This is a genomic window from Priestia sp. SIMBA_032 (assembly GCF_046535215.1).
GTDB classification, from domain to species: Bacteria; Bacillota; Bacilli; order Bacillales; family Bacillaceae_H; genus Priestia; species Priestia aryabhattai.
Window position 1 is genome coordinate 126951 of the sequence record NZ_JAWRXD010000006.1, and the last position, 26282, is coordinate 153232.

Sequence of the window (26282 nt, forward strand, 5' to 3'; positions counted from 1 at the left end):
TTCGATTTGGGGAGGAATCAAACATGCAGACAAGAATTATCATAATCGACGATCACCAATTATTCCGTGAAGGAGTAAAAAGAATTTTAGATTTCGAAAAAGATTTTGAAGTAGTTGCAGAAGGTGACGACGGTAGCGAAGTTATTGACCTTGTAGAAGAACATCAACCCGATGTTGTAATCATGGATATTAACATGCCGGCTGTGAATGGTGTAGAAGCTACGAAAAAGCTTGTAGAAGTAAATCCGGACGCTAAAGTTATTATCTTATCTATCCATGATGATGAGACATATGTAACTCATGCCTTACAAACAGGTGCACGAGGCTATCTGCTAAAAGAAATGGATGCGGATGCGTTAATTGAGGCAGTAAAAGTAGTTGTAGAAGGTGGTTCATATTTACACCCGAAAGTAACGCATAGTTTAGTAAAAGAGTACCGCCGACTGGCAGCTCAAGGACAATCATCTTCTTATCCGCACGAACCAATTGAGATTCGCCGTCCGCTACATTTGTTAACACGTCGTGAGTGCGAAGTGCTACAACTGTTGGCTGATGGTAAAAGTAACCGAGGAATCGGAGAAGCATTATATATCAGTGAAAAAACCGTTAAAAACCATGTGAGTAATATTTTGCAAAAAATGAATGTAAATGATCGTACTCAAGCTGTTGTTGTGGCAATCAAAAACGGCTGGGTAGAAGTGAGATAAGTTCAAAAGTCCGATATACCACTAGGTATATCGGACTTTTTTTTTCTTTTTATAACTTTTTTTGAAATTGCGGGTAAAAAGTCATGTGTAATGAGAGAGGAAAACAACCGATAAGTTAAGGGAAGAAGATATCTTTTAGGAAGGCGATGGATGACACCTTTGCGCCTTTACTCGTCTTTCAACTTCACTTAAGGATAAAGGAAATCTTAAGAATCTTACAACTTTCGACGAAAGCATCCATACCTCAAAACAATGTCCATCAATTTGATGCAAGCTCTTGTAAAGGAAGGTCTTCGATACATTCAGATACATATGAGGTTGTAGAAGGATTTATTCAAACCTCAGCTGATACCCTTTGGAAATTTAAGAGTTATAGTGAAACAAATAGAAAACTGATTTAAAGAAGGCAAGAAGGTGATGAAGCTGAATTTTATAACGGAAGAATTAATCTATCATAAATCTCCGCAAGAGCTAACAGCTATGATGTATGAAAAACTTATTCAAAATATTGGTGAAGCTATTATAGCAATTCAACACAGCGATTATTTTACAGCGAATGAAAAAATTAAACAGTGCAACGATATTTTATATCGGCTAGGAATTGGCTTAACATATCAAGCAGGTATTATTGCAGAGCAGTTAGATACCCTTTACAGCTATATGTCTGAGCAATTAATTATGGCTAACTTTAAAAAAGATACGATTATTTTATGTGAGGTTCAACAAATGATGAAGAAGCTTTCTAACGCTTGGAATGAAGTGTTAAAAGCAACGCCTAATACCTCTTCGTTCCGAAAAAACAAGCTGTCTTCTTATGAACAGCACATAAGCATCACTCTTAGCTAAAGGATAATTATCACATCCACGCATCAGATGCCTCTCAAAACTTTTCAGCTAGTCAAGCTAGCACATCTAAAAGTCTAAACGGAATGGAGTGTATACTAACAGAGAAAGGAGAGATACATAGTGGAGTTACAGCGAATTAACGGTCTTTCTTCTTCCGTGAATCTCATTAGAGAAAAAGAAGTAAGTAGTTCGGCTTCATTTACAGGAGTAATGGTAAAGAAACAAAAAGAACTGACCTATGAACATTTAACTCAAGTAATAAATAAAATTGAAGAACAGGGAAAGCAGTTAGTAAAAAGTCACACTATTGATTCCTTGCGAAAATACAAGACGCTTGTGAAGCAGTTTATGAACGAAGTTGTTAAAAATGGTTTTGAATTGAATGAAGAAAGAGGGTTTAATCATAGAGGAACGACTAAGGTATATAAATTAGTGAAAGAAGTAGATACGAAACTAGTTGACTTGACAAATGATATCCTTCAAAAAGAAAAAGACAGTTTAAATTTACTCAAGCGGGTTGGAGAGATTCAAGGTTTGTTAATTAATATGTATACGTGAAGGAGCTTTTACTAATAGGTAAACCTCTCGTTACATGCATTTTAATCCTAAATGTTGTAGAATAGAGTGAAATTATTTTATATAACAAAGGATGGATCCCTATCTTATGAAAACAGCAATTATTACAGATAGTACCGCCTATATATCAGAGGAAATTCGATCAAACTATCATATACATATGGTACCGCTAAGCGTTATTTTTGGTGAAGAAACATATCGTGAAGAAGTAGATATGACTGCAGATCAATATTTTGAAAAAATTAAAGAAGCAAAAAATCTTCCAACCACTTCTCAGCCCGCTATAGGAGAATTTGTAGAGTTGTTTGAGCAGTTAAAACGAGATCAATTCGATGCAGCTATCGTTATTACATTATCTAGTGGAATTAGCGGAACTTATCAGGGTGCTTTGACGGCAGGTAGCATGGTAGAAGACTTTGATGTGCACGTATTTGATTCAGAAATCAGCTGTATGGTTCAAGGCTTTTATGCGATTGAAGGAGCCGAGATGGTCCGATTAAATAAACATCCTGACGAAATCATTGCGCGTTTCGAAGAGATGAAACTATCAATGCGTGCGTATTTTATGGTAGATGATTTATCTCACTTACAGCGCGGAGGTCGCCTAAATGCTGCTCAGGCTATTATCGGCAGCCTGCTTCAAGTAAAGCCAGTGCTGCATTTTGAATCTAAAAAAATCGTTCCGTTTGAAAAAATTCGTACGCGTAAGCGAGCATTGAAACGAATCACCGAGCTTCTTGATGAGGATGCAAAAGAAAATGTACCTATGAAAGCTGTAGTTATTCATTCTAATCGTGAAAATGAAGCAAAAGAAATTCAGCAAGAGTTAGAACAAGAATATCCTCATATTGAATGGAGCCTTTCTTATTTTGGCGCTGTCATTGGCACGCATTTAGGTGAAGGTGCCATCGGTATAGGCTGGTATAAAAAGTAATCGAAAACCAAATCATTTGATTTGGTTTTTTTGCAGGAAAAAACACCTTTTTTTGCGTATATAGATGTGTACGATAAACATGGAAAGGAATGAAGATATGCTTTTTACTGTTAAACAAGAATTGCTAGATCCCGTTCAAGTACCTAGCCCCTATGCTTTTCCACTCTCGCAAATCGATACATGGAGAACTCCACCTTTAAATCCTTCATACTCCTACTCTTTAGATCTTCAGCGCTCTTTAAGCGGAAAGCAGCTTCTGCTAACTCAGACTCCCTATCCTTTATCTCTTATTCATGAACATTATCTAAACGGATATATTTCCTATCAAAAAGCACTTATCCAGAAAGAAAACGGATATAAATGCAGCCGGTGTGGAAGTGACAGCCCCTTTTATTTTGCTTCATTTCCATGCAGTAGATGTCACCAGGACTGCTACTATTGCCGAGCATGTATTGTAATGGGCAAAGTAAGTGAGTGCACGCCCTTTATAAACTGGGAAGGACCAGCAAGTAATGTCCTGCCAAAAAGCAGCGTAATGAATTGGAAAGGAACGCTGTCTACAGCTCAAGAACGTGCTTCAAATGAACTCATTCAAGCTATAAAAAAGGATGAAGAGCTTTTAATTTGGGCGGTTTGCGGAGCAGGAAAAACGGAAATTTTATTTAAAGGTATTGAATCAGCGTTGAACAGCGGAAAGAAAGTCTGTATTGCTACTCCAAGAACAGACGTGGTTATTGAGTTAAAGCCAAGAATTCAATCAGCATTTCCGGATATGTCCGTGCTGGCTATGTATGGAGGCAGCGAAGACCGCTTTCATGAATCCTCTCTTATTATTTCCACCACTCATCAACTTCTGCATTATTATCAAGCATTCGATGTGCTGATTATTGACGAAGTAGATGCATTCCCGTATTCAACGGAGCCTATGCTGCACTATGCTGTTGCAAAAGCAGCTAAACACGCTGCGTCAAAGATTTATTTAACAGCGACTCCAAGTGAATCATTAAAAAAAGACGTTGAGCAAGGAAAAAAACAAGTAGTTAAAATTCCAGCCCGCTATCACCGCATGCTTATTCCTGTTCCTCGTTTTGAATGGTGTGGCAATTGGAAGAAAAAAATAAAAACAGATACCTTGCCTGCTAATGTTGAGAAATGGCTGAAAAAAAGAATAGACGAAGGGAAACAATGCTTTGTCTTCGTCCCGCAAATTAAGTGGATTGCTCCGATCACAGACATGATTCGAAAGCTGACCGAAAAGGTAGACGGTGTCCATGCTGAAGATTCCCAGCGAAAAGAAAAAGTAATGAAATTTAGAGAAGGACAGCTAGTTATTTTAGTAACGACAACAATATTAGAGCGAGGCGTAACGGTTCCCAACATAGATGTTGCAGTATTGGGAGCAGAAGAAACGATTTTTACTGAAAGTGCTCTTGTGCAGATTTCAGGAAGAGTAGGGAGGAGTGCACAATTTCCAACGGGAGACGTGGTCTTTTTTCATTATGGACAATCTCTGTCTATGCGAAAAGCAAAAGAACATATTGAATATATGAATGCTCTAGCTTATAAGGAAGGGCTGATTGATCGATGACAATATGTCTGATTTGTTTTGAACCTCTTGTTTCTTCTTTCGATTGGAGGTCATTGTTAAAACCTTCTTCAACGGATAGGATTTGTAATGTTTGCTTGCAAAGATGTCCCATCATCACCAGCAGCATTTGCAGGGGATGCGGCCGCTCTCTTACAGACCTGGCTCCTTCTCATTATGAGTTAGACACATGTAAGGACTGTCAGAAATGGAACGATGCTTCTTTTTTTAACCGCTCTCTTTATACGTACAATGATTTTATGCAAAGTATAATAGAACGTTTTAAATTTCAAGGAGACTATGAAATTATCCAAGCATTCAAGGAGCAGTGGTATAAGTTCTATAAAAAAGAATGTAATCCAAAAGCTATACTAGTTCCTATACCTTTAACGGACAAGAGATTATATGAGAGAGGGTTTAACCAATCTTTAGCGCTAGCTGAACTGATCAGTGACAACATAGAAATGCCTCTTGTTCGCTGTTCAGGAACAAAGCAATCAAAGAAAAATAGGCGAAGTCGGCTGGCAGAAAGACTGGAATTTAAAGTAGTCAATTCCTCAATGGTTACGAATCAAGAATTTCTCTTGATTGATGATATTTATACAACAGGAGCAACCGTGCGCCAAGCGGCAAATTGTTTGCAGGAAGCTGGGGCACGTTCAGTTCGTTCGATCACTTTAATTCGTGCATGAAGATGTATAATTTAAAGCTTTGACCGATAGTAAAATAAAAAACAAATGAGGAGTTTCGAATATGGGAACGTTAGATAATTGCAGGGAATGCGGTCATTTATTTGTAAAAAATGGATCAATAAATATATGTAAATCATGTTTTGACAAAGAAGAAGCTCTGTTTCAACGTGTTTCTTCATTCTTGAAGAAAAGAGCAAATCGTACCGCAACGACTTACGAAGTGATGAAAGAAACGGGCGTTTCAGATTCGTTAATTCATCAATTTATTCGACAAGGTCGCTTAGTGCTAACTAATTTTCCAAATATAAGCTATCCATGCATGCAATGCAACGCTCAGATTCGAGAAGGGAAACTTTGCAATTCATGCTCTCAAGAAATTAAACATGGGTTAGAAAAGCATAATCGTGAGATAATTCGTTCCAATGAAGAGCCGACGCGTCCTACCTATCGTTCTAACGAAAGGAAAAAAGAGTAAAAGTGTGCTGAGTGTTTGCAGGTTCTCTATCTATAGACCTATGTTTAAGGTGGACTGTGAAAATGGTCTCAACTTCCTTGTCGATGCTAAAGGTTTAGGTGGAAATTCCGATATAATGAATAGAGATAACGGATACAAATATAAAAAGAGGTGAGAGAGATGAAGATTAATCCATCGAACTTATTTGGAATAAATCCGTACAAAAAACAATCAGAAAAAACAGAACAGGTCTCTAAAAAGAATCCACAAGATCAGATTCATATTTCATCTGAGGCGAAGAAACTTCAGGGAAATGAATCATCTCCAGAAAGACTTGAAAAATTGGAGAAACTAAAACAGCAAATTAACAGCGGAACATACGAAATTAATGGAAAAGAAATTGCTAAAAGCATTGTAGATTTTTATAAAAAGTAAAAGGACTGACATTGATTGAACGTGCGAGAAATTCAAACGGTACTAGAAAAACAAGTAACGCTTCACAAAAGTTTGTCTGTCATTGTTAAAGAGAAAACGAATTTTATTATTAAACAAGATGTAAAGGCATTGACGGCTTCTTTGCAAAAAGAGCAATCTCATATAGCTGCTATTTCTGCACTGGAAACAAAACGTATAAAAGCGATGGAAAAAAGCGGACATGCTGCTCGCTCCATTGAAGAAATAGCAGGCTCATTCTCTGAATACTCCATCTTGATACCCTTTCAAAAACAGCTAATAGATATAATTCAAGATATAAAGTATGCAAATGACTTGAACAATCAGCTGCTCACACAGTCTTTGCAGCTGATTCATACCGAACTAGACCTTCTTGTTCCATCGAAACGAGAGGATTCGTTCAATTATACAAAAACAAATAATAGATCGTTTCAGTCCAACTCTATTTTCAATTCCAAGGCATAAAGAACGGAGGAAAGCAGAATGAGTTCAACATTTCATGGTTTGCAGGTGGCTAAACGAGGAATGGATGCCCAACAAGCGGCCCTTTACACAATTGGCCATAACGTATCTAATGCAAATACGTCGGGCTATACGCGTCAGCGAGTAAGTTTAGAAACGTTCCCAGCCTATCCAGCCCCAGGGATGAATCAGACTGGAACTGCGGGTCAAATAGGAATGGGAGTAGAAGCCAGCACGGTAGAGCGAATACGTGATACATTTTTAGATACCCAGTATCGAGATGAAACAATTAAAGTAGGGTATTGGGATGCACGCGCTGGTGCTCTTGAAAAAATGGAGGAAATTATGAATGAACCTACTGAAGATGGACTTTCAGCTGTTTTTAATCAATTCTTTGAATCCATTCAAGATGTAGCTTCACACCCTTCAGAAGCAGGAGCCAGGTCTGTTATGATTGAACGGGCTGAAGCAGTAGGCGATACTTTCTCTTATTTATCTACTTCTTTAAAAACGATTCAAGGTGATTTACAAAACGAGCGTGACGTAGCCGTAACACAAGTGAATTCTTTGCTAGAGCAAATAAATAATGTGAACCAACAAATACAAAACGTAGAACCGAATGGCTATTTGCCTAATGATTTGTATGATGAAAGAGATCGGCTGCTAGATGAGATTTCTAAATTTATGCCGGTTTCTTTAGAGTATACAAAAAGCAGCGGGAACGCTTCTGCAACGTCAGAAGGAGTGGTAACGGTTCAGCTTCAAACGTCTCAAGGGCCTACTACTCTTTTAGATGGGAAAACTCATCAAGTAAACGCCATCAGTGTGACAACAAATCAAGATTCCTATGTGACGGAAATTCATATAGGGGATGAGATACGGAATCCTGAGTCATTTCCTCAAGGAAAACTTAAAGGGTTAATTGAGGCTTCTGGATATATAGATAATAGTGGTAATAAAACAGGTGTTTACGCTTCAATGATTGATGATTTAGATGAAATGGCATATGAATTTGTGAACTGGTTTAATGATAAGCACCAACAAGGTGTCACGCTAGATGGTGATAATGGTGTGCCCTTTTTTAATGAGATTTCTCAGAAAGAAGGGGCTGCAACTGGAATTGTTATTGCTGATAAAATTAAACAAAACACGAACAATATTGCTGCTGCTTCTGGTGCTGCTGGAACTGATCGCCAAGGAGATGGACAAAATGCTCAGCTGTTGTCTCAATTTCGTCAAAAGGTGCTTATTAATTCGGGAAATCAAGCTGTTTCCCTAGATGGCTTTTATCAATCTGTTATTGGCCAAATGTCAGTAGATGCCCAACAAGCCAACCGCTTAAAAAGTAATTCAGAAACTCTCCAGGGAGCTGTAGAGCAAAGGCGCCAGTCTACCAGTGCAGTTTCATTAGATGAAGAGATGACCAATATGATTCAGTTTCAGCATGCATATAACGCTAGTGCCCGTATGGTGACGATGATTGATGAAATGCTTGATAAAATTGTAAACGGTCTTGGAACTGGAGGAAGGTAAAGATGCGTGTCACACAAGGAATGTTAGCGGCTAATTCGTTAAAACAGATTAGCAATAGCTATAATAAGCTGGAAACCCTTCAAAACCAATTATCAACGGGAAAGAAAATTACTCGTCCTTCGGATGACCCGGTAGTGGCTACTAAAGGAATGGCGTATCGTTCTAATCTTTCTGAAGTAAATCAATATAAACGTAATTTAACAGAAGCCCAGTCTTGGTTTGATAGTTCAGAATCAGGACTTGAACAAGTCAATTCCATTCTTCAGCGCACTAAAGAGCTGGTCGTGCAAGGGTTAAACGGTACGAATGAAAGTGATGACCGCCAAGCGATTGCACGTGAAATTGAACAGTTAAAGCTGGATTATATGCAAGTAGGCAATACGCAGGTGGCAGGAAACTATATCTTTAACGGTGTAAATGTGGGAGCACCGCCTATTAGTGGGAATGCAAGCGGTATGATAGAGTCGAATATTAACCTGGATCCTTTTTCGGTTGAGGTATCAAAAGGTATCCAGCTGAGAGTCAATATTCATCCTGAAAACATCTTTGGACAAGATGCATTCGAATTAATGAACAATGTTCAAACAGCTTTTGAACAAAACGATGTAAACTCACTAAAAGATCTTTCTACACAGGTAGACACGCAGCTGTCTACGCTATTAGCGGAGCGATCTGAATTGGGAGCAAGGAGCAATCGGCTTGAGCTGATCGAAAACCGCCTTGATTCACAGGAAATTACGGCTACTAAGATGCTTTCAAATAATGAAGATGCTGATATTGAAAAAGTCATTACGGATTTAACCGTACAAGAAAGCGTGCATCGTGCTGCTTTGGGAGTAGGGGCTCAAATTATTCAGCCTACGCTACTAGATTTCTTGCGTTAAAAAGCTCCTTCTAAACAGAAGGAGCTTTTTTATAATGAAAAAAGATAACAATAAAAAATTAATTAGCAAAGGTGTGATGAGATGAAAATTTCCACAAGCTATCATGGAGATATAGAAATAGATAATCAGCAAACACTGACATTTAATCAAGGGATTCCAGGTTTTTTGGAAGAAACTGAATTTGTTATTTTACCACTTCCAGAAGTCGAAGCTTTCCAAGTTCTGCAGTCTATTCAAACCAAAGAAGTAGCTTTTATTATCACGGATCCATTTCAGTTTTTTTTAGATTATGATTTTCAACTAGAACCTCAGGAAATCGAAAAGCTTCAATTACAACAAGCGGAAGATGCAGCGGTTTACGTATTGCTTACGATGTCAGATTCTGTGGAAAAGATAACGGCTAATTTGCAGGCTCCTGTTATTATTAATACAAAGCAACAGCTTGCTAAGCAAGTGATTTTAATGAATACAGCTTACGAAACGAAGCACAGGATATTTGAGTAAGAGGAATAGATAAGGAGTGAGTCCATGCTTGTTTTAACACGAAAGTTACATGAAACAATCAAAATAGGTGATGAAATTGAAGTGACCGTCCTTGCAGTTAATGGTGATCAAGTAAAGTTAGGAATTCAAGCTCCAAAGTCTGTAGATATTCATAGACAAGAGATTTATGAAGAAATACGTAATGAAAATAAAAGTGCTTCTCAAATTACATTACATGCTATTGATATGCTGAAACAATTACCGAAAAAGAAATAAAACGATCAGGTTGAAAATAATCAAAAATATACGGTATAAATAATATCTAAATCGGGAAAGATAAACATATAGTATTCCCCACTATGTCTTAAGCCTTTCTCTTAAAGAGAAAGGCTTCTTTTTTATCAAAAAATTGAACTGAATTTCTGTTTTTTTCCTTTTTATCGTGTATCATTAAATTTATTAAGTATAATTCAAATAAATTTAACAAAAGAGGAGAAGAGTAAATGAGTGATGTTCAAGAGTATCATAATTTATTAAAAGAAGCAGAAGACGTGGTTGTCAGCGCCTTAGCTGATACGATGGATTTATATGGTGTCACACCTTCAGTAGGAAGGCTGTATGGCATGCTTTATTTTATGGATGAACCTGTTACATTAGATCAAATGAGTGAAGAATTGGGTATGAGTAAACCAACAATGAGTACATCTATTCGTTCACTGCAAAATATTGATATGGTCCACAAAGTGTGGAAAAAAGGTGTTCGAAAAGACTTATATGAAGCAGAAAAAGATTTTTCTAAGTCCTTTTTTTCATTTTTCTGTAAGAAGTGGCAAAGAGAAATTTCAGTTAATTTAGAGGCAATCGAAGAAGCGGAAAACAAGCTGCAGATTCTTTTAAATGATGAAGATTTGCCTGAGGAGATCGCAGTAAAGGCAAAGCGTAATTTAGCGCAGATTATAGAGTCAAAACATTATTATCATTTCTTGAAAAAAGTAGTGAAAGTTTTTGACGACCGGAGAATCATCGATATTTTAAATGAAGAATTAGCGAAAGAGTAAATAAAAAAGGCTGTTGAAAAATCAACAGCCTTTTTATCATTTTTATACGGTTAATGGTGTAGCTTCAAAACAGCGGTTATAAATCCATTCGTAACTTTTTACAGTTAAATCACGAGGGTTACCAACTGTTTGTGGATCATTAAATGCTTCTTGAGCTAAGCGAGAAACCGCTTCTTTTGGAACACCTTGTTCTTCTAAAGAAGGGATTTGTACATCTTTAACTAATTGATATACTTCACGAACAGCTGCTTGAGCTGCTTCTTCAAGCGTTAATTCATGCGTATTAACTCCTAAAGCTTGAGCTATGCGCGCAAATTTTTCAGGCTCGCCCATCCAGTTATATTCCATTACAGGACCTAGCATTGCTGCTACGCAAGGGCCATGGGCAATTGGATAAATGCCTCCTAATGTTTGAGCCATCGCATGAGCTGCTCCTGCAGATTCACTTCCATATGAAAGGCCAGCAAGCATAGCTGCATGCGCCATTCCATAGCGTGCTTCGATATCCTGTCCATTTGCAACTGCACGTCGTAAGTATTTTCCAACGTACTCAATAGCCAATAAAGCAACAGAGTCTGTCATTGGTTGTGCAAAGTGGCATGTATAACACTCAATTGCATGAGCTAATGCGTCAATTCCTGTACCGGCCGTAATATGTGAAGGCATAGATACGTGCAGTTCTGGATCAATAATTGTTAAGTGAGCAGCAATTAAAGGTCCACCTGTATTAAATTTAAACTCACGAACAGGATCGGTAATGACGGCCCATTGTGTGACTTCGCTTCCTGTACCGGCAGTTGTAGGGATTGTTGTTAAAGGAGGGATACGTTTTGTTAAAGGTTTTTTTCCTTCAGCTGCTTCATAATCTAAGACGGGAGCATTATGAGCTACTTCTACACCAATAGCTTTTGCCGTATCCATTGAGCTTCCGCCTCCAACAGCCACGAGTCCGTTGCATCCATTTTCTTTGTACATTTTTGTGCCGTCTGCTACTACGTGAATAGAAGGATTGGCTTCTACTTGGTCAAATAGAATAACGTCTACGTCCGCTTCTTTTAAACTAGCGATTACGGGATCTGCTAAGCCTACTTTTTTTACGCCAGGATCTGTTACTAGTAAAACCTTAGATACACCTAGGTTTTTTACTTCTTCTCCAGTATGCTTGACAGCACCAATTCCATGTTTTACAACCGTTGGCATCTCAAAACTTTTTAAACGTTCCATTCTTTCAAATCGCATAAACATCTTTAAATTCCCCCTTAATTTTTATTGAAACCAGCGCATTGGCTGTGGATTTGTATTCGTATAAATATGTTTAATTTCCGTATATTCTTCTAGACCGATATGGCTAAGCTCTCTTCCAATCCCAGATTGCTTATATCCTCCCCAAGGAGCCTGCGGGAAGTAGGGATGATAATCGTTAATCCAAGTCGTTCCCATACGGAGTGCTTTTACTACACGTTCAGCTCGGTTCATATCACTTGTCCAAACGGCTCCAGCTAATCCATAAATCGTATCGTTAGCAAGTGCGACTGCTTCTTCTTCAGTGTTGAAGCGCTCAATGGTCATAATTGGACCAAATGACTCTTCTTGGACAACTTTCATATCTCCATGACAGTTTGTGAAAATAGTTGGTTCGATAAATAAGCCTTTTTGTAACGAGTCCTGAGTTGGACGCTTGCCTCCTAAAACAAGAGAAGCACCTTCTTGTTTCCCAAGCTCAATATAATGTTCCACTTTAGCTAGATGTTCTTTTGAGATAACGGGTCCCATTTGAGTGGCTTCGTGCATGCCGTCCCCTAGCTTAATTTTTTGGGCTTGTTCAATAACTGCTGAAACAAATTTATCGTGAATATCATCTTGAACGAGTAATCTCGCACCAGCTGAACAAACTTGACCAGCATGAAAGAAGACCGCATTTAATGCATAGTCAACCGCAGTGTCAAAGTCAGCGTCAGCAAAGACGATATTCGGATTTTTTCCACCGAGTTCAAGAGCGATTTTTTTAAAGTTGCCTGCAGCAGCCTGCATGACTTTACGTCCAGATACACCGCCACCTGTAAAGGAAACTAAATCTACTAAGTGACTTTCTGCCATTTCTTGTCCAACGGTCGCACCCGGGCCGAGTACAATGTTAATGACGCCCGCTGGAAAGCCAACTCTTTCAAAAATTTTCATCATATGAATAGTTGTTAAAGGGGTAATTTCGCTTGGTTTAATAACAATTGTGTTCCCAGCAGCAAGTGCGGGAGCCAATTTCCAAGAGGCTTGCAATAAAGGGTAATTCCAAGGAGTAATTTGGCTGCATACACCTAGAGGTTCGCGGACAACGCGGCTAACAGAATCGGGATTAGGTGACTCAATCATCTGTCCACCATCTTTATCTGCTAATCCAGCATAGTATTGAAAGACATCAGCAATTCCATCCATGTCTGCCAGGCTTTCAACGAGGGTTTTTCCAGTATTCAAGGTTTCAAGTTTGGCGAGTTCTTCATGATCATTACGAATTTCTTCCGCTACTTTAAATAGTAAAGAACCTCTTTGGGCCGCTGTGAATTTAGACCATTCACCTGCATCAAAAGCTTTTCTAGCTGATTCAATGGCTTCTATGGCATCAGCACGATTTCCTTCTGTAACGACAGCGATAACCTCTTGATTAAAAGGATTTATAATCTCTCTTTTCTCGCCGCTGCGTGCTTCAACCCATTCACCGTTTATGTGCATTTTTTCAAGCGTAAGTGTTTGTTCCAATAGCATCGACCTCCAAATAATAGAATTTGTTAAATTTATATTTAACGTTCTTAACAATTTGAATTATAGCATCGGACATTTAATTTAGTCAAATCGAAAAACTCAAAATGTTCAGAATTTATTAGATTATCTTCTCTGGAAGAGACTAATCATTCGGATATTAAGAAAAAATTTAACAAAAAGTAATAAAAAATCACTGATTGCTATGTCCCTTGATACAAAAGGTTTTTTTATGTACGAGCTATGAGAATATTATTCTTTTTTTATATGAAAACACTCAAACTTTTTTGACAATATACTAAACATTCAGATATATTAACCATAGTACGATATCTGCTTGCATACAAACCCTGAGAAACAAAGGATTTTGAATGTGGAAATTAAGAAAGGAGTTTAGATGGAAGATGAAAATAATTATGAGTTCTTAGCAAAATAATAAAAAAAGTCAATTTAAATTATTTTAATATAATTATATAAACGTAATTTCTCCCCTTCGCATTGGTATTTATAATCCAACTATTTATATTTTATTCTAAAAAAACTATTTTTGGGTTTAATTGTATGATGGTAGGAAAAAGGAATAGAGGACAATTATGTCTTTAGATTTCTTTATCAATTTAAAGGATGTGAGACGATGCAAAATGCTAAAAAGCCATTTCGTTCAGACACACAACAAGCCAGGCCTGAAAAGTCGAATGAGACTTCTGACTTTTCAGGGAAATCAAACAGGAACAACCGTCTACTAACCCCCTTATGGACAACTATTATAGGATTTTCCATCTTTATGGTTGTCGCATTTATCTATTCTCTCTATAATCCAGATCTCTATTGGCCAGGCCTCATTTTAATGTTCATTATGTATGGTGTTATTTATTTTATTGGTGCTCGAGCCGCTGCAAGTAAAAAAGGAAAATCAGATGATATGCTTGTTGCGGGAAGATCTATGCCGCTATGGATTTCAATGTTCACAATGACCGCCACTTGGGTAGGTGGAGGGTATATTGCTGGAACGGCCGAAACCGTTTATTCCTCAGGGCTGACATGGACGCAAGCGCCATGGTGTTATTCAATCAGCTTGATTTTAGGCGGTATCTTTTTTGCTAGAAAGATGAGAAGGTTTGAGTTTATGACAATGCTCGATCCTCTAGAATCTCGTTTCGGTAAGAAAATGGCTACGGTTCTTTACTTTCCAGCTATACTGGGAGAGCTGTTTTGGAGCGCAGCTATCTTAACTGCTTTAGGAACAACATTCGGTGTGATTTTAGGCCTCAGTTTTTCAATTTCCATCATTCTTTCCGCACTTATTGCCATTGCATACACCGTGATTGGCGGCTTGTGGGCAGTAGCACATACCGATATCTTACAGCTTTCTATTATGTTTTTAGGACTATTTCTGGTGCTTCCCTTTGCATTTTCGAATACGGGAGGGGTGGGAGCCGTTTTTTCTACTTATTCAGAAGGCCTGACTGGTTCTCTTCATTTATTTCCTCCAATAAAAGGCTGGGAAGATCCGAAATGGGGAAATACATATTGGCAATGGTGGGATAGCACATTTTTACTTATTTTTGGTGGTATTCCATGGCAGATTTATTTTCAGCGCGTGTTATCTGCTAAAAATGAAAAAGCAGCAATGTGGCTATCTATTACAGCCGGCATCTTTTGCGCTCTAGCGGCCTTGCCTCCAACTTTAATAGGAATGATAGGTTATAGTGCAGACTGGTCTTCATTTGGAGCGTCAAGTCCTGAGAGCGCGTCCATGATTTTAACGTATGTATTTAAATACCTAACGCCCGATTTAGTAGGAGCGATTGCACTTGGAGGACTAGCTGCTGCCGTCATGGCTGCAGTAGCGGCTTCGTTACTTTCAGCTTCGGGAATGGCAGCTTGGAACGTGTATCGTCCGATTGTAAAACCAAATGCGACACAGGCACAGTTAGATAAAGTTATCAAACGTTCTATCATTATTATTGGAACCGGAGCAACTTTAATTGCTTTAAACTCTGAGAGTGTCTACTCCTTATGGTATTTATCAGGGGACCTAGTGTATTGTATTCTTTTTCCACAGTTGGTTTGCGCTTTGTTCTTTAAAGGAGCGAACTGGTACGGATCTTTGGCTGGGTTCATTGTGTCTCTTGTTCTTCGAATCGGTGGAGGGGAACCACTGCTTCATTTAAAAGCGCTGCTTCCGTATCCGATGATAGAAGACGGGGTGGTCATGTTTCCATTTCGTACATTTGCGATGGTAGGCGGGTTGTTAACTATTTTTGTCGTTTCTTACGCGACGCGACGTATTTGCCCTCCTCAGCCGCTTCGAAATCTTCATCGTGACATATCGGTTGAGAAATAATCAAAAGCAAAATAAAAAAGCCGCAGATGCGGCTTTTTTATTTTGCAATATTTTCTGACTCGGAAAATTGATCGTCAGGTCGCTTGTTGTTTGTTTTTTTGATGAACGAGTATGAAAGAAGAACTACAACGGTTAATCCAAGAGTTAAGAAAAACTGTGAGCGCATCGAATCAATAAATGCCATTGATAAGAAGATTACGGTAATAATAGCAATTGTTATGTATGTTAAATACGGGAACAACCACATTTTCATCCCTTTAATTGGCTGGTTTGCTCGATTCATTTTCTTACGCAGGCGTAAATGAGAAATAGCGATAGCTAAGTACACAATAAGAGCAATGGCTCCTGATGCATTAACTAAGAATAAAAAGAGTTTATCCGGCGAAACGAAGCTAAAGATAGCACATACATATGCGGCAGCTGTGCTAATCCATACAGCTCTTGCCGGCACGCCTGATTTGCTTACTTTTGCTAAAGCGCGAGGAGCTTGTCCTTTTTGAGCTAATGATAAAATCATTCGTGAGTTCGTATACAAAGCAGAGTTCAAGCAAGACAAAACGGATACTAATACGACTAAATTCATAATTTGTGCAGCTGCTGGAATGTTGACCATTTCTAACATTGTTACATATGGACTTTTTAGTAAATCAGCTGAGTTCCAAGGTAAAAGAGTTACTAAAATAGCAACTGAACCAATATAGAAAATTAAAATTCGCCATACAACACTGCGAATAGCAGTTGTGATAGCTTTTGCTGGATTTTCTGATTCACTAGCTGCAATAGCCGCAATTTCAGCTCCAAAATAAGAGAAAATAACGGTAATAACTCCTAAGAAGATAGAGTTCGTACCTTTTGGCATAAAGCCTCCGTGGCCCGTTAAATTAGCTAGACCAGGTGAAGATGTACCTGGGATTAATCCGAAAATAATAGCTAAACCGATTCCCATAAAGGCAACGATTGCCACAATTTTAATCATAGCAAACCAATATTCAAATTCTCCAAATGATTTGACAGAGAACAAGTTTGTTAAAGTTAATGCAAAGGTTAAAATTAAGCTTAAAAGCCAAATTGGTACGGAAGGGAGCCATTCATGAACAATTGCTCCTCCTGCAGTGGCTTCAATTGCAATTACAATTAGCCAGAAAAACCAGTAAAGCCATCCAACAGCATAACCTGCCCACGCGCCAATTCCTTGCTGAGCATATGTTGCGAATGAGCCTTTATCTGGGTTTACCATAGCCATTTCACCGAGCATACGCATCAATAGAACGACTAGCAGTCCGGCTGCTGCATATGAAACTACTGCTGCTGGGCCTGTTGCGTTAATAACGGATCCGCTTCCTACAAACAAGCCGGCTCCGATAATACCTGCAATGGAAATCATGGAAACGTGACGTTGCTTTAACTTTCCGTGTGATTCTGTTTTGTTTCCCATCGTATTCACTCCTTTAAAATTATCGAAAGACTATTAGAAAATAAAGTAAATTCTGAAAATATAAATAGAAATTCCTCCCCTTACCTTTATAATAAGCAAGAAGTGTGCCAATTATCAAATTACTATTAAAATCGCTTTTAAGTTACTGAATTTAAAATATTTTAAGTCAAAAAAGACTTTATTTATTCATTATAGACTTATTCGTTGCTCCGAATTTCCGCTATATACGTACATCCTATACAAGTTTTCGACATATATCTTATTTATCTTGTATGATAAAAGATAAATCGGTATTATATTCCAAGAAGAATGTTTGAAAGGGTGCGTGTGTTTGAGAAAATTTATAGCTGTTATTTTTCTGTTTATTATCCTTTTAGTTGGGTTGTATTTTTTCGTTAGTCCAGTTAGAAATGTTGAAAAGCTTGACCAGACTGCTTCATTATCTTCACTAGCACAAGAAAAGTCCGCTCATGCGACGTCGCTAGAACTGAACGGAGGCTCTCCTATTTTAGGGTACCGATTGAGCGAGAGCGATGTTAACGATTATCTGCGCAGCTACCTTTATGAAAATGATGAAACGGTTGAGGGAGCAGAAGCCGAGTTGCTTCCGGAACATATAAAATTTTATATTAATAAACATGTAGTATCTTTTATGGAATCACAGTTTGTAGTTGACGTAACACCAAATGCCGAAAATGGAAAGCTTGTTTTAAAGGTGAACAGCGTGCATCTAGGAAGAATGCCGATTCCTATGTCCCTAGTATGGGATCGCTTAAATATTGACGAGTCTTCTGATGTCACGGTCGATAAAGAAATGAATGAAATTACTCTGCTCAATAATTTGCCAGATTCCATTTCGTTTGAGCAAGCAGATACAACGGATGAATATATAAATTTATCTGCCTCTGTAACCATTGATTCGTTACGGGATATTATAAATCTAGCACCATACCTTATTCCTAAGAATATTCAAAGAAATTTATCCTAGAAACTAAACTTGTTTGGCCAATAAGAAAAAGCTCACTTATTATAGAAAAATAAGTGAGCTTTTTCTATCTTACACCATTTGACCTATGAAAAAAATATTTGTTTTACCGATACAAAATAGAGAAGTGTTGAACCTATGAACGAATAAGGAAATTCGGAAAAGTGTACTCATATTTTATGGCTAACAGTTGATGAATAGATGAATAAAAAAACGGTGGTGATGGTAAGTGGTAAGAGTAAGTGGTTTAGCAAGCGGAATGGATATTGATCAAATCGTCAGTGATTTAATGAAGGCTGAACGTATGCCTATTGATAAAATGAAAAAACAAAAGCAAACGTTAGAGTGGCAGCGAGATGATTATCGCTCTATGAACTTGCTGTTATCAGACTTTAATAATCTTGCTTTTAATATGACCTTGCAGTCTTCTTATTCGTCTAAAACGGTATCTTCAGCAGATGAAACGAAAGTAAAAGCAGCAGCTACTTCCTCAGCAGGTAACGCGTCTTATACCCTTTCAAATGTGACAATGGCGACTGCTGCGCAAAATATCAGTAGTGAGAAAATTTCAGAAGGCACTATTGACCCTGCTAAAAGTTTATGGGAGCAAAAAAACTTGCTTGGCAGTGCGTGGAGTGGAAAAGAGGTCAAGCAACCTGATATTACAATAAGTGATGATACAAAGGCTGCCAAGTTATCCAAAGGAGCTATTTTTGAGGGAAGCCTACCTTCTTCTATTCAAGTGAAAAATGGAGAATCTTCTCAAGAATTTAATATAAAAACTACAGGCGATCCTACTTTAATAGGAGAGAATGATGTATTCATTAATATGAATACGGGCGAAATGACATTCGGTACCACATTAACAAACGGTAGCACTGTTCAAGGATTTACGTATAAGCAAAATGTCCTCCAGTTTTCTATTACAACGTATGACAGCAGTGGAAAAGCAACAGGAGATAATGCAGACGGCAGTATGTCATTTGAATTTGATGGCTCAGCGTCATTAAATACTGTTTTGACCCAACTTAGTAATTCAAAAGTAGGTATTTCAGCCTTTTACGATGAAGGAACAGATAAAGTTGTCTTTACTCGCAAAGACACAGGAGATTTGTCAAAAGCCGGTGGTGCAGGCGGTCAAAAGATGGTGTTTTCAGGAGCGTTTTTAACAAATTTCTTAAAATTAGATACTCAAAAAGAAACCGGCGGAACAGATGCAAAATTTACGCTAAACGGTCTAGAAACAACTCGTAAATCCAATACGTTTACAACGGCAGGTGTTACTTATAACCTCCAAAATAATTTCACAGGAGATGTGCGCGTTAACGTAAGCAATGATACGCAAAAAGTATTTGATACAATTAAAGATTTTGTGACCAAATACAATGAACTGATTGAGAAGATTAATGGAAAGGTTACGGAAGAAAGGGACCGGAACTACCAGCCTTTGACGGACCAAGAAAGAGAAAAGCTCACGGACAAACAAGCTGAGCAGTGGGATGATAAAGCAAAAAGCGGTTTGTTAAAAGGAGACACAATTTTATCAAGCGGGCTGAATCAAATGCGTTCTAACTGGTATGCCTCTGTATCAGGAGTGAGCGGAGCATTTTCACAGCTAACGGACATCGGTATTTCAACTAGCGCAAACTATAGTGATCGAGGCAAGCTAGTGATTGAAGGTGACGGGACTAAATTAAAAGAAGCAATTGAAAAAGACCCGCAGTCTGTTATGGATTTATTTATGAAAAGTGGAAGTACAACAAGTGAAAAAGGAATTGTACGACGTTTACGAGATACGATTACTCAAACCGTATCCAAAATCGAGCAGCGCGCTGGTCGTTCAACATGGACAAGCGAACAATTTTTGCTTGGGCGTAATTTAAAAAGCGTAAATAGCCAAATCACGAGTTTTGAAAGTAGGCTCACACAAATAGAGGACCGGTATTATCGCCAGTTTACAGCAATGGAAAAAGCCATTCAAAATGCAAATGCCCAAAGCGCGCAGTTATCGCAATATTTTAGTTAAGAAGGAGTGAACGTTTATGGCAGCAAATAATCCGTATCAGGCGTATCAGCAAGGAGCTGTTCAGACTGCCTCTCCAGGAGAGTTAACGCTTATGCTGTATAACGGGTGTTTAAAATTTATCAAACTTGCACGAACAGGCATACAGGAAAAAAATATTGAGCTAAAAAATACGAATTTGTTAAAAGCACAAAATATTATTCAAGAATTAATGATTACCCTTGATACAAACGTGCAAGTTGCTAAGTCTATGATGACTATGTATGACTATATCAACCAGTGTTTAATTGAAGCTAACACAAAAAATGACATAGAGAGCTTGGATGAAGCCGAACAATATGTAACAGAATTCCGCGATACATGGAAGCAAGTTGTGCAGCTTCACCGCCAGCAAGTCCATGGAAGCGGCGGCCAAGCATAAACATGATAAACGAACTGTATCAGATAACTGATGAGATTTACCAGCTTACTCAAATATTTTCTGACAAAAATCGAGAAGAAGACATTCGGAAATTAGAGTATCTTCTATTAAAAAGACGTGACCTCATAGAGAAGCTGCCCCCAAAAAGTAGAGATCATGAATGGATGGGTAAGAAAATTGTCGAAATGAATAAGACGATTGATCAAAAGCTGATCTTCATTCGGCATCGAATCATGGAGGATCTCCGTTTGCTAAAAGTTAAAAAAAAGCATAATAACAGCTATGTAAACCCTTACGAAATGAAATCGTTTGATGGGATGTTTTACGATAAAAAAAATTAATTTTGCGTAAAAAAATACAACCCTTCTTCTTATGAAGAAGGTCTATTTTTTTGGTTTTTTCATAAACTTTTCTCAGGTTCCAAAAATTTTCACTAAATTTTCAAAAAATTTTAATAGTTTAGGAAGGGATTGTGTCGGGTATTGTAGAATTGTAAGGTATAGCAATGGATTAAAGGAGGAGTTCGAACATGATGTATAACATTCGCGGTGAAAACATTGAGGTGACTCCAGCAATTAGGGAATACGTAGAGAAAAAGCTTGGTAAGTTAGAGCGTTATTTCGACGAGACACCAACTGCTGACGTAAATGTAAACTTAAAAGTCTACAATAACGATCAAAAAATAGAAGTCACAATCCCAATGAATGATCTCGTATTGAGAGCTGAAGAGACCCACAGTGATTTATACGCAGCTGTCGATCTTGTCCTAGATAAATTAGAGCGTCAAATTCGTAAACATAAAACAAAAGTGAATCGAAAAATGCGTGAAAAAGGTGCTGAGAAGTATCTATTTGCAGCATTAGAAAGCGAAGCGAACGTAGCTGTTGCAACTGAAGAAGATGAATTAGAGCTAGTTCGTACAAAACGATTTAATTTAAAACCAATGGATAGCGAAGAGGCTATTTTACAAATGAATATGTTAGGACATAGTTTCTTTGTATTTACAAATGCTGAGACAAACATTACAAACGTTGTGTACCGAAGAAAAGATGGACGATATGGATTGATTGAACCAAACTAAAGGTTACCTTCTTTCTTAAATAAGGGCAGTAAAATAAAAGCAGCGTGCTTCCGCACGCTGCTTTTTTAGCTGTTTAAAAAAATAGTTCCATAACTACATAGCGCGTAGAAGATTTGGTGAATATACGCGTGGTTTCTTTCATTTTGAATGCCTGATAAAAAGATACTTTATTTTCTCGTGCGTTACACCAGACCCTTCGTATCCCAAGATTCTTGACTTTGAACAAAACCTCTTTTAGCAAATGGCTGCCGTACCCTTTTCCTTGTTCTTCTTTGAGCGTAGCAAATTTCCGGAATTGAGCTTCATCACCTGTTATAAATAAGGAAACAACTGATTTTAACTCTCCTTTTTCAAACAGTCCATAGTGCATTCCTGATGGATCATCTCTCAGCTGAACATAACTGAAATCTTTATCAGGCCACATGACGATATGTCGGACTTCCCAAGCTTGTTCTTTCGTAATCGTTTGAACGTTCATTCTACATTCCCCTTTTTTATTGTAAGAGTGAGGCAGGGGAAATCACAATAGAAAATAATTCGTTAATAGAGTAGTACTAGTAAAGAGACAGACGAAAAAGGGTACAAGTTGCTACTTGTTTAGCTGCAATGTTACAATTTTACTCAGAATGTTTTATAATGAAAGATACAGATATGAATGAAAATAGTATAAAATGTACTGATTATAAATAGAGGAGCGTTTTAATATGCTTGGATTATTTAAAAAAGTGTTTGACGGCAATCAGCGCCAAATCGGCCGTTTAGAAAAAATGGCGGACCAAATTGATGCGTTAGGTCCTGAAATAGCGTCTTTAACGGACGATCAGCTTCGTGAAAAAACAGCTGAATTTCAACAGCGCTACCAAAATGGCGAATCGCTCGATAACCTATTAGATGAAGCTTTTGCGGTTGTACGTGAAGCAGCGAAACGTGTGTTAGGCATGTATCCGTACAAAGTTCAGCTAATGGGGGGTATTTCTCTGCATGAAGGGAATATCTCGGAAATGAAAACGGGTGAAGGTAAAACGTTGACAGCTACTATGCCTGTATACTTAAACGCTATTACAGGCAAAGGTGTACATGTAGTAACAGTCAATGAATACTTAGCGAGCCGTGATGCTAGTGAAATGGGTCGTTTATATGAATTCCTAGGCTTGAAAGTAGGATTAAACTTAAACCATTTAACGCGTGAAGAAAAACAAGAAGCATATGCAGCGGACATTACGTATAGTACAAATAATGAACTAGGATTTGACTATTTACGTGATAACATGGTGCTTTATAAAGAACAAATGGTTCAACGTCCACTTCATTTTGCTGTAATCGATGAAGTTGACTCTATCTTAATTGATGAAGCACGTACGCCGCTTATTATATCCGGCAGCGCACAGAAATCAACTGCGCTTTATATTCAAGCTAATGCATTCGTTCGCACGCTTGATAAAGAAACCGATTTTACTTTTGATATCAAAACAAAAAGTGTTCAGTTAACGGAAGAAGGTATGTCAAAAGCCGAGCGGGCATTTGGCATTGAAAACTTATTTGATATTTCACACGTAGCACTAAACCATCACATCAATCAAGCGCTTAAAGCACATGTAACGATGCAAAACGATGTGGATTATGTAATTGATGAAGATCAAGTCGTAATCGTTGACCAGTTTACCGGTCGTTTAATGAAAGGAAGACGTTTTAGCGACGGCTTGCATCAAGCTATCGAAGCTAAAGAGAACGTCGAGATTCAAAATGAAAGCATGACGTTAGCTACGATCACATTCCAAAACTATTTCCGTATGTATGAGAAATTATCAGGTATGACGGGTACAGCTAAAACGGAAGAAGAAGAATTCCGTAATATTTACAATATGCACGTTGTTGTTATTCCGACAAACAAGCCAATTTCACGTGATGATAAAGCTGATTTAATTTATAAGTCAATGGAAGGCAAGTTTAATGCGGTAGTAGAAGACATTGCCGAGCGCCACGCAAAAGGACAGCCTGTTCTTGTTGGTACAGTTGCGATTGAAACGTCTGAAATTTTATCAGCTTTATTAAAGAAAAAAGGCATTCGCCATCACGTTTTAAATGCAAAACAGCATGAGCGTGAAGCGGATATTATCGAAAATGCGGGTCACAAAGGTGCCGTAACAATCGCGACAAATATGGCCGGTCGTGGTACGGATATCAAATTAGGTGAAGGTGTCGTTGAAGCTGGAGGTCTTGCTGTAATTGGTACAGAGCGTCATGAATCACGCCGTATTGATAATCAGCTCCGCGGACGTGCTGGACGTCAAGGGGACCCAGGGGTATCTCAATTCTATCTATCCATGGAAGATGAATTAATGCGCCGATTTGGTTCTGATAATATGATGGCGATGATGGATCGTCTTGGTATGGATGACTCACAGCCAATTCAAAGTAAAATTGTAACAAGAGCTGTTGAATCCGCTCAAAAACGTGTTGAAGGTAATAACTTTGATGCGCGTAAACAATTGCTTCAATATGATGATGTTCTTCGTCAGCAGCGTGAAGTTATTTACAAACAGCGCTTTGAAGTGCTTGATTCAGACAACCTACGTGCGATTGTAGAACGTATGATTGAATCAACGCTACAGCGTGTGGTTGAGGTAAATACACCGCGTGAAGAATTAGAAGAAGAATGGAATTTACAAGCGATTATTGATTATGTAAATGCTAATGTTCTTGAGGAAGGTGAAGTCACAGAAGAAGATCTTCGCCGTAAAGAGCCTGAAGAAATGGTAGAACTGCTGGTAGATCATGCAAAAGCTCGTTATAATGAAAAAGAAGAGCAGCTCCCTGAAGAACAAATGCGTGAATTTGAAAAAGTTGTTGTTCTTAGAGCAGTTGATTCTAAATGGATGGATCATATCGATACGATGGATCAGCTTCGCCAAGGTATCCACCTTCGTGCGTACGGCCAAACAGATCCTCTTCGCGAATACCAAATGGAAGGTTTTGCGATGTTCGAAAATATGATTGCAACCATTGAAGAAGAAGTGACGAAGTATATCATGAAAGCAGAAATTAACAACAACCTTGAGCGTCAAGAAGTAGCGCAAGGTCAGGCGGCTGTTCATCCAAAAGAAGGAGACGCGCCGGCTAAGAAGAAGCCAAAAGTAAATGCGATAGAAGTTGGCCGAAATGATCCTTGTATCTGCGGAAGTGGCAAAAAGTATAAAAACTGCTGCGGTAAAGAATCATAAAATAAGAGTCAATTAGTATAGAATGAACTAGTACAGGAAGGAAATGAGTCTTCTCATTTCCTTCCTGTGCGTCAAAAATAAAATAGAGGTGTTTAACTCATGGATTTAGTAGAAATTAAGCAAGAACTTGACAAAACAGCTAAGCGATTAGCGGACTTTAGGGGGTCTCTTTGACCTCGATACAAAACAAGCTCGTATCGATGAATTAGATGAGACTATGGCTGATCCAAATTTTTGGAATGACCAGCAGGCAGCTCAGACTGTTATTAATGAAGCCAATGGTTTAAAAGATGCAGTAAATCAATTTAACCACTTAGATGAAACATACGAAAATTTACAGATATCTCATGAACTTGTAAAAGAAGAATACGATGAAGATTTAGCAGAAGAACTAGTTAGTGAACTAAAAGAGCTTATTTCAGGCATGAACGACTTTGAATTACAACTGCTTTTAAGCGAGCCGTATGATAAAAATAACGCCATTTTAGAACTGCACCCAGGTGCTGGTGGAACAGAATCACAGGATTGGGGTTCAATGTTACTGCGTATGTATACACGCTGGGCGGAGAAAAAAGGTTTCAAAGTAGAAACGCTTGATTACTTACCTGGAGATGAAGCTGGTATTAAAAGTGTAACGCTTTTAATTAAAGGTCATAATGCGTACGGGTATTTAAAAGCTGAAAAAGGCGTTCATCGTCTCGTTCGTATTTCTCCGTTTGATTCATCAGGCCGTCGTCATACGTCATTCGTATCGTGCGACATAATGCCGGAATTTAACGATGAAATTTCAATTGATATTCGTACGGAAGATTTGAAGGTTGATACGTATCGTGCAAGCGGTGCCGGAGGTCAGCATATCAATACAACAGATTCAGCTGTTCGTATTACTCACCTCCCAACTAATGTAGTGGTATCTTGTCAGACGGAACGTTCACAAATTAAAAACCGTGAGCAAGCAATGAAGATGTTAAAATCTAAGTTGTATCAGTTAGAAATTGAAAAGCAGCAAGAACAGCTAGCAGAAATTCGCGGAGAACAAAAAGATATTGGGTGGGGAAGTCAAATTCGTTCTTACGTATTCCATCCGTATTCATTAGTAAAAGATCACCGCACAAATACGGAAGTCGGAAACACGCAAAGTGTAATGGATGGAGATCTAGATCCGTTTATCGATGCGTATTTACGTTCTCATATTTAATCAAAAGGCAGTGTACCTCGGTATGCTGCTTTTTTTAGTTGTTAGGACTTTGTAAAATTTGAATGAAGAAAAACGAGCGTAAAGAACTATTTGTAGATAGAAAATTAAGAAAATGAAAAAATTTAAAGGTTGCTGTCGTCCGGTCGCTTATTT

At 38.1% G+C, this 26282-nt stretch carries 26 protein-coding genes; 22 read left to right on the forward strand and 4 right to left on the reverse strand.

Translation table 11 applies throughout. The features are described 5' to 3' along the window. Window positions 1-23: 23 nt before the first annotated feature. From SB717_RS19900 to cudC, 14 genes are all read left to right on the forward strand, one after another. The gene (locus SB717_RS19900) at window positions 24-707 is read left to right on the forward strand and encodes a response regulator (RefSeq protein WP_410904530.1); all 684 of its coding nucleotides are present in this window, start codon (window positions 24-26) and stop codon (window positions 705-707) included. A gap of 417 nt (window positions 708-1124) precedes the next feature. After that, on the forward strand, window positions 1125-1553 hold the full coding sequence (gene fliS, locus SB717_RS19905; RefSeq protein WP_410904586.1) for a flagellar export chaperone FliS: 429 nt from the start codon (window positions 1125-1127) through the stop codon (window positions 1551-1553). A gap of 120 nt (window positions 1554-1673) precedes the next feature. Further along, window positions 1674-2111: a YaaR family protein gene (locus SB717_RS19910; RefSeq protein ID WP_074681786.1), complete on the forward strand. Its 438-nt coding sequence runs from the start codon at window positions 1674-1676 to the stop codon at window positions 2109-2111. A 106-nt stretch (window positions 2112-2217) separates the two neighbouring features. Continuing rightward, the gene (locus tag SB717_RS19915) at window positions 2218-3063 is read left to right on the forward strand and encodes a DegV family protein (RefSeq protein ID WP_029714335.1); all 846 of its coding nucleotides are present in this window, start codon (window positions 2218-2220) and stop codon (window positions 3061-3063) included. Window positions 3064-3142: 79 nt separating this feature from the next. After that, window positions 3143-4651, forward strand: a complete 1509-nt coding sequence (locus tag SB717_RS19920; protein ID WP_410904531.1) for an ATP-dependent helicase ComFA — start codon at window positions 3143-3145, stop codon at window positions 4649-4651. Next, window positions 4648-5340: a ComF family protein gene (locus SB717_RS19925; protein ID WP_410904532.1), complete on the forward strand. Its 693-nt coding sequence runs from the start codon at window positions 4648-4650 to the stop codon at window positions 5338-5340. Before SB717_RS19920 ends, SB717_RS19925 begins: the two co-directional genes overlap by 4 nt. A 61-nt stretch (window positions 5341-5401) precedes the next feature. Further along, window positions 5402-5815, forward strand: coding sequence for a TIGR03826 family flagellar region protein (locus SB717_RS19930; protein ID WP_029714339.1), 414 nt, complete (start codon window positions 5402-5404; stop codon window positions 5813-5815). A gap of 159 nt (window positions 5816-5974) precedes the next feature. After that, window positions 5975-6229, forward strand: coding sequence for a flagellar biosynthesis anti-sigma factor FlgM (gene flgM / locus SB717_RS19935; protein ID WP_144646084.1), 255 nt, complete (start codon window positions 5975-5977; stop codon window positions 6227-6229). Window positions 6230-6250: 21 nt separating this feature from the next. Then, a complete protein-coding gene (locus SB717_RS19940; protein ID WP_410904587.1) occupies window positions 6251-6712 on the forward strand; it encodes a flagellar protein FlgN in 462 nt (153 codons plus the stop codon). 18 nt (window positions 6713-6730) lie between these two features. Beyond that, the gene (flgK, locus tag SB717_RS19945) at window positions 6731-8242 is read left to right on the forward strand and encodes a flagellar hook-associated protein FlgK (RefSeq protein ID WP_410904533.1); all 1512 of its coding nucleotides are present in this window, start codon (window positions 6731-6733) and stop codon (window positions 8240-8242) included. A 2-nt stretch (window positions 8243-8244) separates the two neighbouring features. Then, window positions 8245-9126, forward strand: coding sequence for a flagellar hook-associated protein FlgL (flgL, locus tag SB717_RS19950; RefSeq protein ID WP_029714343.1), 882 nt, complete (start codon window positions 8245-8247; stop codon window positions 9124-9126). A gap of 81 nt (window positions 9127-9207) precedes the next feature. Continuing rightward, a complete protein-coding gene (gene fliW, locus SB717_RS19955) occupies window positions 9208-9630 on the forward strand; it encodes a flagellar assembly protein FliW (RefSeq protein WP_410904534.1) in 423 nt (140 codons plus the stop codon). A gap of 24 nt (window positions 9631-9654) precedes the next feature. Further along, window positions 9655-9885: a carbon storage regulator CsrA gene (gene csrA, locus SB717_RS19960; RefSeq protein WP_029714345.1), complete on the forward strand. Its 231-nt coding sequence runs from the start codon at window positions 9655-9657 to the stop codon at window positions 9883-9885. A gap of 227 nt (window positions 9886-10112) precedes the next feature. Then, complete coding sequence (cudC, locus tag SB717_RS19965; RefSeq protein WP_410904536.1) at window positions 10113-10667, forward strand: choline uptake/conversion transcriptional regulator CudC; 555 nt, start codon at window positions 10113-10115, stop codon at window positions 10665-10667. A gap of 42 nt (window positions 10668-10709) precedes the next feature. Here the strand turns inward: cudC and gbsB are convergent, their stop codons facing one another. Both gbsB and betB read right to left on the reverse strand, forming a co-directional pair. Beyond that, entirely contained in the window at window positions 10710-11912 is a 1203-nt protein-coding gene (gene gbsB, locus SB717_RS19970; protein WP_016765895.1) for a choline dehydrogenase, read from the reverse strand. A gap of 21 nt (window positions 11913-11933) precedes the next feature. Further along, window positions 11934-13424, reverse strand: a complete 1491-nt coding sequence (gene betB / locus SB717_RS19975; protein ID WP_410904537.1) for a betaine-aldehyde dehydrogenase — start codon at window positions 13422-13424, stop codon at window positions 11934-11936. 628 nt (window positions 13425-14052) lie between these two features. On the opposite strand from betB, the gene SB717_RS19980 reads away from it, so the two are divergent. Then, a complete protein-coding gene (locus tag SB717_RS19980; protein WP_410904538.1) occupies window positions 14053-15765 on the forward strand; it encodes a high affinity choline transporter 1 in 1713 nt (570 codons plus the stop codon). Between the two features lie 37 nt (window positions 15766-15802). Here the strand turns inward: SB717_RS19980 and SB717_RS19985 are convergent, their stop codons facing one another. Beyond that, window positions 15803-17200: an amino acid permease gene (locus SB717_RS19985; RefSeq protein ID WP_144646074.1), complete on the reverse strand. Its 1398-nt coding sequence runs from the start codon at window positions 17198-17200 to the stop codon at window positions 15803-15805. Between the two features lie 331 nt (window positions 17201-17531). On the opposite strand from SB717_RS19985, the gene SB717_RS19990 reads away from it, so the two are divergent. The 5 genes from SB717_RS19990 (at window position 17532) to hpf (ending at window position 21710) form a co-directional block, all read left to right on the forward strand. Then, window positions 17532-18188 (forward strand): hypothetical protein, encoded by a 657-nt coding sequence (locus SB717_RS19990; RefSeq protein ID WP_410904539.1) that lies wholly within the window; start codon window positions 17532-17534, stop codon window positions 18186-18188. Between the two features lie 226 nt (window positions 18189-18414). Then, window positions 18415-20211 (forward strand): flagellar filament capping protein FliD, encoded by a 1797-nt coding sequence (fliD, locus tag SB717_RS19995; protein ID WP_029714353.1) that lies wholly within the window; start codon window positions 18415-18417, stop codon window positions 20209-20211. Between the two features lie 16 nt (window positions 20212-20227). Then, window positions 20228-20629, forward strand: a complete 402-nt coding sequence (fliS, locus tag SB717_RS20000; protein ID WP_028412023.1) for a flagellar export chaperone FliS — start codon at window positions 20228-20230, stop codon at window positions 20627-20629. Between the two features lie 2 nt (window positions 20630-20631). After that, window positions 20632-20970, forward strand: coding sequence for a flagellar protein FliT (fliT, locus tag SB717_RS20005; RefSeq protein ID WP_410904541.1), 339 nt, complete (start codon window positions 20632-20634; stop codon window positions 20968-20970). Between the two features lie 188 nt (window positions 20971-21158). After that, window positions 21159-21710 carry a ribosome hibernation-promoting factor, HPF/YfiA family gene (gene hpf, locus SB717_RS20010; RefSeq protein ID WP_013059750.1) on the forward strand — a complete coding sequence of 184 codons (552 nt, stop codon included), beginning with the start codon at window positions 21159-21161 and terminating at the stop codon, window positions 21708-21710. 73 nt (window positions 21711-21783) lie between these two features. On the opposite strand, the gene SB717_RS20015 is transcribed toward hpf, so the two are convergent. Next, window positions 21784-22188 carry a GNAT family N-acetyltransferase gene (locus SB717_RS20015; protein ID WP_029714360.1) on the reverse strand — a complete coding sequence of 135 codons (405 nt, stop codon included), beginning with the start codon at window positions 22186-22188 and terminating at the stop codon, window positions 21784-21786. Between the two features lie 226 nt (window positions 22189-22414). On the opposite strand from SB717_RS20015, the gene secA reads away from it, so the two are divergent. Beyond that, the gene (gene secA, locus SB717_RS20020) at window positions 22415-24931 is read left to right on the forward strand and encodes a preprotein translocase subunit SecA (protein WP_014457805.1); all 2517 of its coding nucleotides are present in this window, start codon (window positions 22415-22417) and stop codon (window positions 24929-24931) included. A 99-nt stretch (window positions 24932-25030) separates the two neighbouring features. Next, window positions 25031-26129, forward strand: a protein-coding gene (prfB, locus tag SB717_RS20025; RefSeq protein WP_114896991.1) for a peptide chain release factor 2 whose coding sequence is annotated in 2 segments (ribosomal slippage) — window positions 25031-25093 and window positions 25095-26129 — 1098 coding nt in all. Because the reading frame shifts where the segments join, the coding sequence is not laid out codon by codon here. Window positions 26130-26282 lie beyond the last annotated feature (153 nt).

Coding starts and splice junctions, on each gene's coding strand:
- csrA (WP_029714345.1), top strand. CDS start 9,655: ATGCTTGTTTTAACACGAAAGTTACATGAAACAATCAAAATAGGTGAT.
- gbsB (WP_016765895.1), bottom strand. CDS start 11,912: ATGTTTATGCGATTTGAAAGAATGGAACGTTTAAAAAGTTTTGAGATG.
- flgL (WP_029714343.1), top strand. CDS start 8,245: ATGCGTGTCACACAAGGAATGTTAGCGGCTAATTCGTTAAAACAGATT.
- SB717_RS19920 (WP_410904531.1), top strand. CDS start 3,143: ATGGAAAGGAATGAAGATATGCTTTTTACTGTTAAACAAGAATTGCTA.
- SB717_RS19980 (WP_410904538.1), top strand. CDS start 14,053: ATGCAAAATGCTAAAAAGCCATTTCGTTCAGACACACAACAAGCCAGG.
- fliS (WP_028412023.1), top strand. CDS start 20,228: ATGGCAGCAAATAATCCGTATCAGGCGTATCAGCAAGGAGCTGTTCAG.
- betB (WP_410904537.1), bottom strand. CDS start 13,424: ATGCTATTGGAACAAACACTTACGCTTGAAAAAATGCACATAAACGGT.
- hpf (WP_013059750.1), top strand. CDS start 21,159: ATGATGTATAACATTCGCGGTGAAAACATTGAGGTGACTCCAGCAATT.
- fliW (WP_410904534.1), top strand. CDS start 9,208: ATGAAAATTTCCACAAGCTATCATGGAGATATAGAAATAGATAATCAG.
- SB717_RS20015 (WP_029714360.1), bottom strand. CDS start 22,188: ATGAACGTTCAAACGATTACGAAAGAACAAGCTTGGGAAGTCCGACAT.
- SB717_RS19985 (WP_144646074.1), bottom strand. CDS start 17,200: ATGGGAAACAAAACAGAATCACACGGAAAGTTAAAGCAACGTCACGTT.
- fliT (WP_410904541.1), top strand. CDS start 20,632: ATGATAAACGAACTGTATCAGATAACTGATGAGATTTACCAGCTTACT.
- cudC (WP_410904536.1), top strand. CDS start 10,113: ATGAGTGATGTTCAAGAGTATCATAATTTATTAAAAGAAGCAGAAGAC.
- flgK (WP_410904533.1), top strand. CDS start 6,731: ATGAGTTCAACATTTCATGGTTTGCAGGTGGCTAAACGAGGAATGGAT.
- SB717_RS19925 (WP_410904532.1), top strand. CDS start 4,648: ATGACAATATGTCTGATTTGTTTTGAACCTCTTGTTTCTTCTTTCGAT.
- fliS (WP_410904586.1), top strand. CDS start 1,125: ATGAAGCTGAATTTTATAACGGAAGAATTAATCTATCATAAATCTCCG.
- SB717_RS19930 (WP_029714339.1), top strand. CDS start 5,402: ATGGGAACGTTAGATAATTGCAGGGAATGCGGTCATTTATTTGTAAAA.
- secA (WP_014457805.1), top strand. CDS start 22,415: ATGCTTGGATTATTTAAAAAAGTGTTTGACGGCAATCAGCGCCAAATC.
- SB717_RS19900 (WP_410904530.1), top strand. CDS start 24: ATGCAGACAAGAATTATCATAATCGACGATCACCAATTATTCCGTGAA.
- flgM (WP_144646084.1), top strand. CDS start 5,975: ATGAAGATTAATCCATCGAACTTATTTGGAATAAATCCGTACAAAAAA.
- SB717_RS19915 (WP_029714335.1), top strand. CDS start 2,218: ATGAAAACAGCAATTATTACAGATAGTACCGCCTATATATCAGAGGAA.